The sequence below is a fragment of the Proteus sp. G4380 genome, from assembly GCF_963885725.1.
In the GTDB taxonomy this organism is placed as follows: Bacteria; Pseudomonadota; Gammaproteobacteria; order Enterobacterales; family Enterobacteriaceae; genus Proteus; species Proteus mirabilis.
In genome coordinates this window covers 1-14,044 of record NZ_CAWPAV010000083.1, presented here as the reverse complement: position 1 = coordinate 14,044, position 14,044 = coordinate 1, and the positions used below count along the sequence as shown (strand labels likewise).

The 14,044-nt window shown below is 40.6% G+C and carries 11 protein-coding genes, 1 pseudogene and 1 other annotated feature; of the genes and pseudogenes, 8 read left to right on the top strand and 4 right to left on the bottom strand.

From position 1 onward, the window contains the following. A pseudogene (tnpA, locus tag AACU98_RS06770) lies at positions 1–359 on the top strand (IS200/IS605 family transposase); the annotation flags it as partial. 50 nt (positions 360–409) lie between these two features. Here the strand turns inward: tnpA and ettA are convergent. After that, positions 410–2,077 carry an energy-dependent translational throttle protein EttA gene (ettA, locus tag AACU98_RS06765; RefSeq protein ID WP_004248950.1) on the bottom strand — a complete coding sequence of 556 codons (1,668 nt, stop codon included), beginning with the start codon at positions 2,075–2,077 and terminating at the stop codon, positions 410–412. A gap of 341 nt (positions 2,078–2,418) precedes the next feature. Between ettA and sltY the strand changes: the two genes are divergently transcribed. Both sltY and trpR read left to right on the top strand, forming a co-directional pair. Beyond that, the gene (sltY, locus tag AACU98_RS06760; protein WP_004245233.1) at positions 2,419–4,338 is read left to right on the top strand and encodes a murein transglycosylase; all 1,920 of its coding nucleotides are present in this window, start codon (positions 2,419–2,421) and stop codon (positions 4,336–4,338) included. A 101-nt stretch (positions 4,339–4,439) separates the two neighbouring features. After that, the gene (gene trpR / locus AACU98_RS06755) at positions 4,440–4,751 is read left to right on the top strand and encodes a trp operon repressor (protein ID WP_004248952.1); all 312 of its coding nucleotides are present in this window, start codon (positions 4,440–4,442) and stop codon (positions 4,749–4,751) included. Between the two features lie 89 nt (positions 4,752–4,840). Here trpR and yjjX read toward each other — a convergent pair whose 3' ends face one another. After that, on the bottom strand, positions 4,841–5,380 hold the full coding sequence (yjjX, locus tag AACU98_RS06750; RefSeq protein WP_004248953.1) for an inosine/xanthosine triphosphatase: 540 nt from the start codon (positions 5,378–5,380) through the stop codon (positions 4,841–4,843). Positions 5,381–5,431: 51 nt separating this feature from the next. On the opposite strand from yjjX, the gene gpmB reads away from it, so the two are divergent. Continuing rightward, positions 5,432–6,079, top strand: coding sequence for a 2,3-diphosphoglycerate-dependent phosphoglycerate mutase GpmB (gpmB, locus tag AACU98_RS06745; RefSeq protein WP_004245229.1), 648 nt, complete (start codon positions 5,432–5,434; stop codon positions 6,077–6,079). Positions 6,080–6,122: 43 nt separating this feature from the next. Here gpmB and robA read toward each other — a convergent pair whose 3' ends face one another. Then, positions 6,123–7,025 (bottom strand): MDR efflux pump AcrAB transcriptional activator RobA, encoded by a 903-nt coding sequence (gene robA, locus AACU98_RS06740; protein ID WP_161735724.1) that lies wholly within the window; start codon positions 7,023–7,025, stop codon positions 6,123–6,125. Between the two features lie 201 nt (positions 7,026–7,226). Between robA and creA the strand changes: the two genes are divergently transcribed. Then, positions 7,227–7,703: a protein CreA gene (gene creA, locus AACU98_RS06735; RefSeq protein ID WP_004248955.1), complete on the top strand. Its 477-nt coding sequence runs from the start codon at positions 7,227–7,229 to the stop codon at positions 7,701–7,703. Positions 7,704–7,886: 183 nt separating this feature from the next. Here the strand turns inward: creA and arcA are convergent, their stop codons facing one another. After that, the gene (gene arcA, locus AACU98_RS06730; RefSeq protein WP_004245226.1) at positions 7,887–8,603 is read right to left on the bottom strand and encodes a two-component system response regulator ArcA; all 717 of its coding nucleotides are present in this window, start codon (positions 8,601–8,603) and stop codon (positions 7,887–7,889) included. 680 nt (positions 8,604–9,283) lie between these two features. Beyond that, positions 9,284–9,400 (top strand) — a sequence feature (Thr leader region). Between the two features lie 21 nt (positions 9,401–9,421). Between arcA and thrA the strand changes: the two genes are divergently transcribed. The 3 genes from thrA to thrC all read left to right on the top strand — a co-directional run. Then, entirely contained in the window at positions 9,422–11,881 is a 2,460-nt protein-coding gene (gene thrA, locus AACU98_RS06725) for a bifunctional aspartate kinase/homoserine dehydrogenase I (RefSeq protein ID WP_036894194.1), read from the top strand. Positions 11,882–11,883: 2 nt separating this feature from the next. Next, on the top strand, positions 11,884–12,813 hold the full coding sequence (gene thrB / locus AACU98_RS06720; RefSeq protein ID WP_026164639.1) for a homoserine kinase: 930 nt from the start codon (positions 11,884–11,886) through the stop codon (positions 12,811–12,813). 3 nt (positions 12,814–12,816) lie between these two features. Next, a partial coding sequence (thrC, locus tag AACU98_RS06715; protein WP_161735722.1) for a threonine synthase occupies positions 12,817–14,044 on the top strand: 1,228 nt, incomplete at its 3' end.

The window sequence follows — 14,044 nt, the reverse complement described above, 5'->3', positions numbered from 1 at the left end:
GTGTTTGTGCTGATTTTGATGTTGAACTGGTTGAAATGGATGGGGAACGGGATCACGTTCATTTACTGATTAATTACCCGCCAAAACTGGCGATATCTAATCTGGTTAACAGCCTTAAAGGGGTATCGAGTCGATTACTTCGACGTGATCGTCCTGATATTGCCCAACGTGATTACTACAAGGGGGTTCTTTGGTCGCCGAGTTATTTCGCGGGGAGTTGTGGTGGCGCAGCAATATCCATTATCCGCCAGTACATTGAGCAACAGGAAACACCGAGTTAGTTAAAAAACCGCGCCTTATATCCCCGACCTGAAGGACGGGGTTTTACGGTGCTTTGGATAAAACGTAAAGAGAGATAATAAAAAAGCAGAGGGTGAGCTCTGCTTTTTTGCGTTCAGCTAAATAATGATTACTTAGTGATGCGTTTATATTTCATGCGACGAGGTTGGATAGCTTCGTTACCTAATGTCCGTTTTTTATACTCTTCATATTCAGTAAAGTTACCTTCAAAGAATTCGACTTTACCTTCATCTTGATAATCGATGATATGAGTGGCGATACGGTCTAGGAACCAACGGTCATGGGAAATGACCATAGCACAACCTGGGAATTCTAATAGCGCATTTTCTAAGGCGCGTAGCGTTTCAACATCCAGATCATTGGTCGGTTCATCGAGCAGCAACATATTACCGCCGACTTGGAGAAGTTTCGCAAGGTGTAAACGTCCACGCTCACCTCCGGACAGTTCGCCAACGCGTTTACCTTGGTCAACGCCTTTAAAGTTAAAGCGGCCCACATAAGCGCGACTTGGGATTTCAAAGTTACCAATGCGCATAATATCTTGACCACCAGAAACTTCTTCCCAAACCGTTTTGCTGTCATCCATACTATCGCGGAACTGATCAACAGAGGCCAGTTTCACGGTCTCCCCTAAAGTCACGGTTCCTGAATCGGGTTGTTCTTGACCTGAGATCATACGGAACAGCGTTGATTTACCGGCACCATTTGGACCGATAATACCGACGATAGCGCCTTTAGGAATGGAGAAACTTAAATCATCAATCAGAACGCGATCACCATAAGATTTAGTGAGGTGACTCACTTCTAGCACTTTATCCCCTAAACGAGGTCCAGGTGGAATAAATAGCTCACTGGTTTCATTACGTTTTTGGTAATCAACGCTATTGAGTTCTTCAAAGCGAGCAAGACGAGCTTTACCTTTAGCCTGACGACCTTTAGGATTTTGGCGGATCCACTCAAGTTCTTTTTGAATTGATTTATGGCGAGCGGCTTCAGTGGCTGCTTCTTGTTCAAGACGCGCATCTTTTTGCTCTAACCAAGAGGAGTAGTTACCTTCCCACGGAATACCTTCTCCACGGTCAAGTTCTAAGATCCATCCTGCGACATTATCAAGGAAGTAACGGTCGTGGGTAATCGCCACAACAGTGCCTTCATAATCATGTAAGAAGCGTTCTAACCAAGCAACAGACTCAGCATCCAAGTGGTTAGTCGGTTCATCTAACAACAGCATATCTGGCTTTTCTAACAGTAAACGACAGATAGCCACACGGCGACGTTCACCACCAGAAAGATGTTCAATTTTGGCATCCCAATCTGGTAAACGTAGTGCTTCTGCTGCACGCTCTAATTGGTTATCAAGATTATGACCATCGTGAGATTGAATAATCGCTTCTAGCTGACCTTGCTCTTTTGCCAGTTGGTCAAAATCAGCATCAGGATCAGCATAAGCTGCATACACTTCATCAAGACGATTGAGTGCATTTTTGACTTCGCTTACCGCTTCTTCAACGGCTTCACGAACCGTTTGTTGTGGGTTTAATTTTGGCTCTTGTGGCAAGTAGCCAATTTTTAGACCCGGTTGTGGACGTGCTTCACCTTCGATATCGGTATCGATACCGGCCATGATACGCAGTAAGGTTGATTTACCGGCACCATTTAGACCAAGCACACCAATTTTCGCGCCCGGAAAGAAGCTGAGTGAGATGTTTTTAAGGATATGTCGCTTAGGGGGAACAACTTTCCCGACACGCAACATACTATAAACGTATTGAGCCACTATAATTACCCTTTGATTATAAAAGAGATTTTATCTGAAGTGTCAGTTTTTGCGTTAAACACAAAAGAATGTAAATAAGCAATGAATATATGACACCTAAATGAACAATAGTAAAGTCAATGTCAGTATTTTGCCAAAGACCCGAAAACGATGAAAGTCGCCAGTATACCCGATTTATAAAAGAAAACCTTAGGTAAAAGAGAGGTTTTTATCATCCTTGAGTGCTTGTTCGAAAAGTGAGGAAAATTTCATTTAAAGAGGGAACTAACATTGTTAATGATTATCATATTAGCTAATGTATTTATTCTTTGGATGTTTAAATTTGAGGTGGGAGAGGTAACGTGGTTAAGCAAAAGTGGTCCTTCGTCTTGGCAATTAGTACATTGTGTTTCTCTGCGTGGGCACAAGCAGATTCATTAAGTGAACAACGAACACGTTACCAAGAAATTAAAGCAGCTTGGGATGCTAAAGATACAGCACAAGTTGAAAAATTATTACCGACATTACAAGATTATCCTCTTTACCCCTATCTTGAATATCGCCAAATTACCGACAATCTTGATGTGGTCGCTCCGGCTGTGGTGACTGAATTTGTCGAAAAATATCCAACTTTGCCACCCGCGAAAGCACTACCTTCTTTGTTTGTTAATGAGTTAGCAAAACGTCAAGAGTGGCAAAACTTACTGACTTTTAGTCCTAATCCTCCTAAGCCTAAAGCAGCAAGGTGTAACTACTATTATGCTAAATGGGCGACAGGGGATAAACAAACGGCGTGGGTTGGTGCAAAAGAAGCGTGGTTAAACGGTACTTCTATGCCTTCAAGCTGTGATCCGCTATTTGATGAGTGGCAAAAAGCAGGAAATTTAAGCATTGAATTAGTGTTAGAGCGGATTAATTTAGCAATAAAAAGTGGTAATACTGGGTTAGCAACTTATTTAGCTAAGCGATTGCCGATGGATTATCAAACGATTAACGATGCCATTGTTGAACTACAAGATCACCCTAATCTGGTTGCTCGTTATGCCACACAACTTTCACCAACAGATTTTACGCGTAATATTGTACAAGCCGCATTTTCACGTTGGGCGCGAAAAGATGCCGATAGTGCAAGAGCACAGCTTGATAGTATTGCCAGAGCTCAAAAAATGACGACAGCTGAACGCCAATTAATGCGTGATACGGTCGCTTGGCAATATATGCCATATGCCACACCAGAGCAGGCTAAATGGCGTGATAGTGTGATACAAGATACCGCTTCAGATACCCTGCGTGAGCGTCGTGTGCGTTTAGCGTTAAGCCAAAATCAGCCCGCAGAATTAGCTTTATGGTTAGAAAGATTATCACCTGAAAGTAAAAATAAAGAGGAGTGGCGTTATTGGCGAGCGATGGTGTTGCAATCGCAAGGTAAAAACAGTGAAGCACAAGCGCTTTTACAAGAACTAACACAACATCGCGGTTTTTATCCTATGGTGGCGGCTGAAAAGCTAGGTAAACCTTATGTTATGGTAATAGACAAAGCGCCAAGTGTTTCACCCACAATTCCACAGCAACCTGAAGTGCAACGAGTACGCGAATTAATGTATTGGCAAATGGATAATTTAGCGCGTACTGAGTGGGCAAATTATGTTGCCACCCAGCCTGCTACCACACAATCTCAACTAGCGCGTTATGCTTTTGAGCAACAATGGGCTGACTTAGCAGTACAAGCAACGATTACTGGTAAAATGTGGAACCATTTAGAAGAGCGTTTCCCACTTGCATGGCAAAATGAATTTGAACGATATACGAAAGATAAAGCGATAGATCGCAATTATGCGATGGCGATCGCTCGCCAAGAAAGTGCATGGAACCCACAAGCTCGCTCTTCAGCTGGGGCAACGGGTCTTATGCAAGTGATGCCGAAAACCGCAGAGTTCACGGTAAAACAAGCAGGTATTACCGGGTATGCAAGTAGTGCGCAACTGACAGATCCGGTTAAAAATATTGAAATTGGTACCGCTTATCTTGATTCTGTTTATCAGCGTTTTAATCAAAACCGTATTTTATCTAGTGCAGCCTATAATGCAGGTCCTGCACGGGTTGACCGTTGGTTATCTGATGCTAATAGCCAACTAGATGCTATTGCTTTTATTGAGAGTATTCCTTTCGCAGAAACGCGTGGTTATGTCAAAAATGTACTCTCATTTGCGGTGTTTTATAGCTATTTTGCCGGAGAGCAACAACCGATATTAACTCAAACTGAGTGGAATAGTCGTTATTAATGAGATAATTAAGCGATTTATTAATGGAACCTCTTTGTCACAGGATAAAATATGCTATAGTTTGTACTAGTTTATGAGTGTGGCTAGAAGAGGTTCCCACTATGCTAGATCCTGCATTATCACCAGAAGAGAATGAACACTGGGTACGTTTTGTTGAGTTATTACGCCAAGCGTTTGAACAGGGAGTTGAATTTCCTGTTTTACAACTTTTAATGACGCCAGATGAGCGCAGTGCATTAGCAACAAGAGTGCGTATTGTTCAAGAATTAATGCGTGGGGAATTAAGTCAACGAGAGCTAAAAGAGCTATTAGGGGTTGGCATCGCCACTATTACCAGAGGTTCTAATAGCTTAAAAACAGCACCCCATGATGTGAAATTATGGCTTGAAAAAGAGCTTATGATAAAAAAATAATTGCCTATTCGTTAGAAATAAAAATGCCATTTAATCAGTTGGTTAAATGGCATTTTTCTAAAATAGCGACAAGAGGACTATTTAATCACTCATTCATCATCTTTTTTGTTAAGTTGTTTATAAATATCATGAGTGACGGGCACTAAAGCTAATACAATCGCTTGTTGGTAAACAGAAGTGCGGCTTAATAAACCATCAGTAAAATAACCAATAGCGCCACCTTTTTGCTTAATATTATCAATCTTGGTTAAAAATGCCATTTCATCGCCAAGTTCACGACCTTCACGAACACCTTTTAAGATCTGTTCCGGTAGCATTAAACTGGCTGAGCGAGATTCACCGCGAATTTGCTCGTGTTCGATAACAATCCAAGCAAAAGTCATATCGTCTTCAATACCCGCTTCAACACCTACCCAAAAGTCAGCTTCTGGACGTACTTGTCTTGCGGCCATCACACGTTGGCGTGCGCCAGTTCTCGTTTCTGTATTTCCAATAGGTTGCTGTGGAACGCGGCTATCGACATTAATATCTTCAATATCAAAGGTATCTTTACCGAACACTTGCTCAAAGGCGAGTTTGATCGCGTTGATTTTTGCTGGATTCGTAGTGGCTGCAATGACATGATACATAATGAGTTAATCATCCTTTGAAAAATTAGAGCAGTATAACGGAAAAAATGTATGTTACAGGTCTATCTTGTTCGCCACGGTGAAACTGAGTGGAACGTGGCGAGACGTATACAAGGGCAATCTGATAGCCCACTAACAGCAATGGGTGTGCGACAGGCACAACAAGTTGCTGAAAGAGTAAAATCAGCAGGTATTACCCACATAATTTCTAGTGATCTTGGCCGGACTTGTCAGACGGCAGAGATTATTGCACAAGCTTGTCGCTGTGACGTAATCACGGATCCCCGTTTGCGTGAACTTGATATGGGCGTTCTTGAACAGCGAGAGATCGCCACATTAAATACACAAGAAGAAGCTTGGCGCAAGAGTTTAATTGATGGTACACCTGATGGACGAATTCCCCAAGGAGAATCCATGGTGGAATTAGCTAATCGTATGCAGGCTGCTTTAAACAGTTGCTTGGCGTTACCAGAGCATAGCCGTCCTTTACTGGTGAGTCACGGTATTGCATTAGGTTGCCTGCTAAGTACTGTGTTAGGCCTACCTGCTTACGCTGAACGACGTTTAAGACTACGTAACTGTTCAATTTCACGAGTGGACTATCAAAACAGTCCTTGGCTCGCTAATGGATGGGTAATCGAAACAGCAGGGGATGTGAGTCATCTTACTGATATCGCTCTTGATGAAGTACAGCGTTAATGACAATAACAGACTCTCTTTGCTGTAAAAGAGAGTCTTATTGTTAGGCCAATTCGCGTTTAATGGGAATATAATACTCAAAACGCTTAATATGATCTTGTGGCTCGGCGGTCATCACATTGTCATAGTGCACTTCTTTAAGATAATACTTTTCAATATCATGTCCTTTACGGCGAGTAAGCCCCATGGTTGGCAAGCAAACACCATAGATTAAGAATAAAAACTCCTGCATGGCGCCTCGTTTTGCCTCTCCCTCGAAGTCAAAGCGAATATAATCGCCAGCCTCCAATATGACTTCATAAGCAGTATCATCTTCTACAAAACTCGCATAAGCAGGCTCAACGGCGGTGGTGTAGATAACGCGCTGTTCATCTTCATGCTCATCACTGTGTTGCGTATGGTGCAAACCATAAACCTCATGGGGGATAGTGTTTACCTTAGTAATATAATTTTGCCAAAATGTCTGACGCATATCGGAACAAGCATTGGCCCATTGTTCTAGTGTATGGCTACAAGTTTGTTCAATACCAATCAATTTTATCTCCGGTAATTGCACATATGCCCATTTAGGCAAAGGCTGAGGATCTAATTTTATTGGAGGACAAATACCTACAGCACACCACTCATCAGAACGGCGATATAGGGCTGGAGTTCTATCAAACTGCTTTTTAAAGGCGCGAGTAAATGTTTGTTGAGAATCAAAACGATATTGTAAAGCGATATCTAAGATAGGACGACTTGTTAAACGCAATGCCACAGCCGCGCGAGATAGACGCCTCGAACGAATATAAGAACCAATCGCTTGCCCCGTTACTTCTTTAAACATGCGTTGTAGGTGCCACTTAGAGTAACCCGCTTTAGTTGCGACATTATCGAGGGATAGTGGCTGATCCAGATTATTGTCAAGCCAAGCGAGTAAATCACGTATGATGTTGGTTTGATCCATACATCTCCCTTAGTCATATTCGTTTATTTATGCTGTAGATGGTAAATAGCCTGAACGTCTATAACAAGTTATATTGTTAGATAAAGATGAAATATAGTCTTTTTCAATGAGTCATGTATACAAATTATTCTACCAGTTAACAAAAGTTTGCTTTATCCTAGACAAAATCATTCTTTCTTCTTTTTATGGAATAAATTTAATATGTTTAATTTCAAAAAGATACTCGCACTTTCTATCTTGCTTCCGATGTCAATAATGGTGAAAGCTGAAGAAATTGGTTATGTCGATACGGTTTTTAAGTTTTTTGGTGCCAATCATAAAATTGTCATTGAAGCTTTTGATGATCCTGAAGTCAAAAATGTCACTTGCTATTTAAGCCGTGCTAAAACAGGGGGCATTTCCGGTAGTTTAGGGCTTGCTGAAGATACCGCCGATGCGGCTATTTCTTGCCAACAAGTAGGGCCAATCGAATTAAGCGAAAAAGTCTTAAAAGGTAAAAATCGTGGTGATGTTGTTTTTCAAAAAAGAACGTCACTGGTCTTTAAAAAGCTACAAGTGGTGCGTTTTTACGATAAAAACCGCCATGCACTGATATATCTTACTTACTCTGATAAGGTTATCGATGGCTCACCGAAAAATGCCATTAGTGCAGTACCCATCATGCCATGGAAAGAGTAATTTTTTTAATTAATTAACAAAATTAATAAGATTAAGTGTAAGAAATTTTTTTAGTTGATAAATTAGTTTCTATTTAAAATAGTCGCTAAGATCAATTTTTATCTTTTATGCTTTAATAAAGAAAAACCCCGAAACTGAAATCCGGGGTTTTTAGCATTATTTTTTACTAGGGTAACACTGATATCACTCGTCTAAATCACCACAGAAACGATAACCTTCACCATGGATAGTAGCGATAATCTCAGGTGTATCAGGGGTTGATTCAAAGTGTTTACGAATACGACGAATGGTAACGTCTACAGTACGATCATGAGGTTTTAATTCACGACCCGTCATTTTTTTCAGTAATTCTGCACGAGTTTGGATTTTTCCTGGGTTTTCGCAGAAATGTAACATCGCACGAAACTCACTACGAGGTAATTTATACTGTTCACCTGTAGGGCTAATAAGAGAGCGACTATTAATATCTAGCTCCCAACCATTAAATTTATAGCTTTCAACTAAACGACGCTCTTCTGTGCCATTCGCTAAATTCATAGTGCGTGACAATAAGTTACGAGCACGGATAGTTAATTCACGAGGATTAAATGGTTTAGTGATGTAATCATCGGCACCAATTTCAAGGCCTAAGATTTTATCAACTTCATTATCACGACCTGTTAGGAACATTAATGCAACACTTACCTGTTCACGTAATTCACGGGCTAATAGAAGACCGTTTTTACCAGGAAGATTAATATCCATAATAACCAGATTGATATCATGGTCGGACAGAATATTATGCATCTCGTTGCCATCAGTGGCTTCGTGTACGATATACCCTTCAGCTTCGAATATGCTTTTCAGGGTATTACGAGTAACTACTTCATCTTCAACAATCAGAATGTGCGGGGTTTGCATATTTGCTACCTAAAATTACCAAAAATAGAAAAAGGATATCTGTGTGTAACTTCTGTGTGTGCAAGGTGTGTGGTTATTCATTTTTGTTATTAGCACGCCAAAATTAGACCCAGATGAAAATTCGATAAATAACCATCACGTTATTAATTACAAACATGACCTATTTTACTGACAATGGACGTTAAAATCAGAATGTAAAATGCCCATAGTCTATTAACAGCAATATAACACCTGTTGTATTAAATACCATCTAAAAAGCTAACTTTTGTTGACACATATCAAAATCAAGATAACAGCTTAACCTTGATTTCAATAGTTAACTATATAATTTGATTTATGTAATGCAAAAGAAAAATATATGTTAAATATAGTGAGATTTTATCTTTTTACCAGTTTTGTTACAAAAAAAGAAGTGAAATAAAATACCTTATTATTTGTAAAAGTACAAATGTCTAAGTAACTCTTAAATGGTAGCGTTATTTTCTGTAACTCCCCCTTATTAGTAGTAATATGTATACTACAATATAAGTAATGCTCGAATAAATTTTATTTAAACTGTAGGTAAATTGAGGCAATAAAAAAGAAAAAATTTGACATCTCTCTCGCTTTGCTTTAACCAGTATAGGGTCAAACTAATTTTGAGACAGACAGGATTGTTATGCGTACTTACAGCCCAGTGACTATGAATATAATTATTACCACCACCACCACCGGAATTTTATATTGCGGGGCGGGCTGTCGCATATAAAAAACAAAAAACGAAAAAGCCCGCATTGAGAAATGCGGGCTTTTTTTTGGCGAAAAATCAGGAGAGCTGTATGCGAGTGTTAAAATTTGGGGGAACTTCAGTTGCCAATGCAGAAAGGGTACTGAATGTTGCTGATATCGCTGAGAAAAAACGAGAGCAGGGACAAGTCGCTCTGGTATTATCAGCACCTGCCAAGATAACGAATTACTTGGTGGCAATGATTGAAAAAACGGCAGAAGGAGAAGAACCTCTCACTCAAGTACGAGAAGCAGAGCAAATCTTCGCTAATCTATTGCAAGGTTTACGAGAAAATCAACCTGGTTTTGATTACCAAGGCTTAAAAGACAAAGTTGAGCGAGAGTTTGCTGAGATTAAACATATCCTGCATGGTATCTCCCTATTAGGGCAATGTCCTGATAGCATCAATGCTGCGATGATTTGTCGTGGTGAAAAGCTTTCGATTGCCATTATGGAGTCGGTGTTACAAGCTAGAGGATATAACGTTACCGTCATTGATCCGGTTAAAAATCTCCTTGCTCAAGGTCATTATCTCGAATCGACAGTGGATATTCCTGAATCAACTCGCCGTATTTCCGCCCTTAATATTCCGAAAGATCATATGATCTTGATGGCAGGTTTCACTGCCGGTAATGAAAAAAATGAGCTTGTGGTTCTCGGTCGTAATGGCTCAGATTATTCAGCCGCCGTATTAGCCGCGTGTTTACGTGCACAATGTTGTGAAATTTGGACGGATGTTGATGGTGTTTACACCTGTGATCCACGCCTCGTCCCAGATGCACACCTACTAAAAGGCATGTCCTATCAAGAGGCGATGGAGCTTTCTTACTTTGGTGCTAAAGTCCTTCATCCACGCACTATTGCACCTATTGCTCAATTTCAAATCCCTTGTTTAATTAAAAATACGGGTAATCCAGAAGCACCGGGTACGTTAATTGGTGATGGTCAAAAAGATGACAGCACGCCGGTAAAAGGGATCACTAACCTGAATAATATGGCAATGATCAATGTATCAGGGCCGGGTATGAAGGGAATGGTGGGTATGGCGGCTCGTGTCTTTTCCGTGATGTCGCGAGCAGGAATATCGGTAGTATTAATTACTCAATCTTCATCTGAATACAGTATTAGTTTTTGTGTACCGCAAAAAGAGCTAATTAGAGCGCAAAAAGCACTGTCAGAAGAATTCTATCTAGAGTTAAAAGATGGCGTACTTGATCCGTTAGATATTATGAACAATGTTGCTATCATCTCGGTTGTCGGTGATGGTATGCGCACCCTTAAAGGGATCTCAGCCCGTTTCTTCTCTGCTTTAACTCGAGGCAATATTAATATTGTTGCTATTGCTCAAGGCTCTTCTGAACGCTCTATCTCTGCAGTTATTGCTAATGATGCAGCGACGAATGCGGTGCGTTTATGTCACCAAATGCTCTTTAACACTAACCAAATCGTAGAAGTCTTTATTGTCGGTGTCGGTGGTGTTGGCAGCGCGCTAATCGAGCAGATCCATCGTCAACAAGCATGGCTAAAAAACAAACATATCGACCTACGTGTTTGTGGGATTGCCAATTCACGTGCAATGCTAACCAATATGCAAGGTATCGATTTAGATAATTGGCAACAAGCGCTACAAGCAGCTAAAGAGCCTTTTAGCTTTAGTCAGCTTATTCGCTTAGAAAAAGAGTACCACTTCCTCAATCCTGTGATTGTTGATTGCACTTCAAACGAAATGATTTCACAGCAATATGCCAATTTCTTACAAAATGGCTTTAATGTTGTTACGCCTAATAAGAAAGCCAATACGATGTCGATGGATTACTATCATCAAATTCGCCAATCAGCGGAAGCATCACGTCGTAAATTCTTATATGACACTAATGTTGGTGCGGGTTTACCTGTTATTGAAAACTTACAGAACTTGCTTAATGCTGGCGATGAGTTGGTGCAATTTAATGGCATTCTTTCTGGCTCACTCTCTTATATTTTTGGTCAGCTAGATGAAGGAAAAAGCTTGTCTGAAGCGACACTTTCTGCGAAAGAAAAAGGGTTTACAGAGCCAGATCCAAGAGATGATCTCTCGGGAATGGATGTTGCACGTAAACTGCTTATTCTCGCTCGTGAAGCGGGCTATCAATTAGAGTTGAGTGATATTGATGTAGAGCCTGTTTTACCTAGCTCATTTGATAGTACAGGTGATGTCGAGAGTTTCTTAAACCGCTTACCTCAAGTAGATGTTGAGTTTGATGCTAAAGTCGAAGAAGCCCAAAAGTCAGCGAAGGTATTACGTTATGTGGGGATCATCAATGAAGGGAAATGCCAAGTCAAAATAATGGCCGTTGATGCTAACGATCCTCTCTTTAAAGTAAAAAATGGTGAAAATGCGCTAGCCTTCTACACTCGCTACTATCAACCAATTCCTTTAGTTTTACGTGGATATGGTGCAGGAAATGATGTCACTGCTGCTGGGGTATTTGCAGATGTATTACGTACACTATCATGGAAATTAGGAGTTTAAAGGTGGTTAAAGTTTATGCACCGGCGTCAATTGGCAATGTGAGTGTCGGTTTTGATGTGTTAGGAGCCGCAGTTTCGCCTATTGATGGTCAATTATTAGGAGATTGCGTAACCGTTGAAGCGGCGCAAGAATTTCAACTTCACAGCAAAGGACGATTTGTTAGCAAATTACCTTCTGATACTAAGCAAAATATTGTTTATCAATGTTGGGAGCTATTTTGTGAAAAATTAGGTAAACAATTACCTGTCTCGATGACACTTGAAAAAAACATGCCGATAGGCTCAGGATTAGGATCAAGTGCTTGTTCTGTTGTGGCTGCACTTGTTGCATTAAACGAATTTGCTCACAAACCATTTAGTGAAAGCCACTTATTATTAATGATGGGAGAGCTGGAAGGCCGTATTTCCGGTAGTGTGCATTACGATAATGTCGCGCCATGTTATTTAGGTGGTTTACAACTTATTTTGGAACAAAACGACATTATTTGTCAGCCTGTGCCAGCTTTTGACGATTGGTATTGGGTGATGGCTTATCCGGGGATCAAAGTCTCAACGGCACAAGCAAGGGCTATCCTCCCTAAACAATACGATAAAGCTGATATTATTAATCATGGTCGTTATTTATCTGGATTTATTCATGCTTGTCATACACAACAACCAAAACTTGCCGCAAGCTTAATGAAAGATGTGATTGCAGAGCCCTATCGAACACAGTTGCTCCCTGGTTTTGATAAAGCGAGAGAGGCTGCATTACAAAAAGGCGCGCTTGCATGCGGTATTTCAGGCTCAGGGCCAACGCTGTTTTCTATTACTGATTCATTGGCTATTGCCCAAGATGTGGCGCAATGGTTACAACAACATTATGTACAAAACGATGAAGGCTTTGTACACATCTGCCGTTTAGATACTCGTGGCGCAAGAGAGATAGGGTAAGTAATGAAATTATATAATTTAAAAGATAACCAAGAACAAGTCAGCTTTGCTCAAGCGGTTAAACAAGGTTTAGGAAAACAGCAAGGACTCTTCTTTCCCAAAGACTTGCCTTCATTTTCTCAAGCAGAAATTGATGCGCTATTAAAATTAGACTTTGCAACACGCAGTAGCCGTATTTTAAGTGCTTTTATCGGTGATGAAATTCCTGCTGATGTGTTAGCAAAACGTGTGAATACGGCATTTGCTTTTCCTGCGCCAGTGACACAAGTAGAAGAGGATATTAGTTGCCTTGAACTCTTCCACGGACCGACGCTGGCTTTTAAAGACTTTGGTGGCCGTTTTATGGCTCAAATGTTATCAGAAGTCGCGGGTGACCAGCCTGTTACAATTTTAACGGCGACATCCGGTGATACAGGAGCAGCGGTCGCTCATGCTTTCTACAAGTTAGATAATGTTCAAGTCGTGATCCTCTATCCACAAGGAAAAATCAGCCCATTACAAGAAAAGCTATTTTGCACATTAGGGGAGAATATTCATACTGTTGCTATTCAAGATGACTTTGATGCTTGCCAAGCATTAGTCAAACAGGCATTTGATGATGAATATTTAAAGAACACCATGCATTTAAACTCGGCTAACTCGATTAATATTAGCCGCCTACTGGCACAAATCTGCTATTACTTTGAAGCGGTTGCACAAATTCCAGCTGAAAAACGTCAACAATTAGTCATTTCTGTACCAAGTGGTAATTTTGGTGATCTCACTGCAGGATTACTGGCTAAATCTATGGGATTGCCTGTTAAACGTTTTATTGCGGCGACCAATGTGAATGATACCGTTCCTCGCTATTTAGATAGTGGTAAATGGGAACCACATCGGACAATAGCAACACTTTCAAATGCGATGGATGTTAGCCAGCCTAATAATTGGCCTCGTATTGAAGAGTTATATCGTCGCAAAGGTTGGCTGTTATCGGATCTTTCGCATGGGGCTGTGAGCGATGAAACGACGGAAGAAACTGTACGTGAACTGGCACAAAAAGGCTATATTTCAGAGCCTCATGCGGCGGTTGCTTATCGTCTATTACGTGATGAGCTACAAGAAGGAGAATATGGGGTATTTTTAGGTACTGCTCATCCGGCGAAATTTAAAGAAAATGTCGAACGTATTTTAGGTGATACATTACCTTTACCAAAAGAATTAGCTGAGCGTGCTGATAAAAAATTACTAT

Coding starts and splice junctions, on each gene's coding strand:
- trpR (WP_004248952.1), top strand. CDS start 4,440: ATGCTAGATCCTGCATTATCACCAGAAGAGAATGAACACTGGGTACGT.
- yjjX (WP_004248953.1), bottom strand. CDS start 5,380: ATGTATCATGTCATTGCAGCCACTACGAATCCAGCAAAAATCAACGCG.
- gpmB (WP_004245229.1), top strand. CDS start 5,432: ATGTTACAGGTCTATCTTGTTCGCCACGGTGAAACTGAGTGGAACGTG.
- robA (WP_161735724.1), bottom strand. CDS start 7,025: ATGGATCAAACCAACATCATACGTGATTTACTCGCTTGGCTTGACAAT.
- creA (WP_004248955.1), top strand. CDS start 7,227: ATGTTTAATTTCAAAAAGATACTCGCACTTTCTATCTTGCTTCCGATG.
- arcA (WP_004245226.1), bottom strand. CDS start 8,603: ATGCAAACCCCGCACATTCTGATTGTTGAAGATGAAGTAGTTACTCGT.
- thrA (WP_036894194.1), top strand. CDS start 9,422: ATGCGAGTGTTAAAATTTGGGGGAACTTCAGTTGCCAATGCAGAAAGG.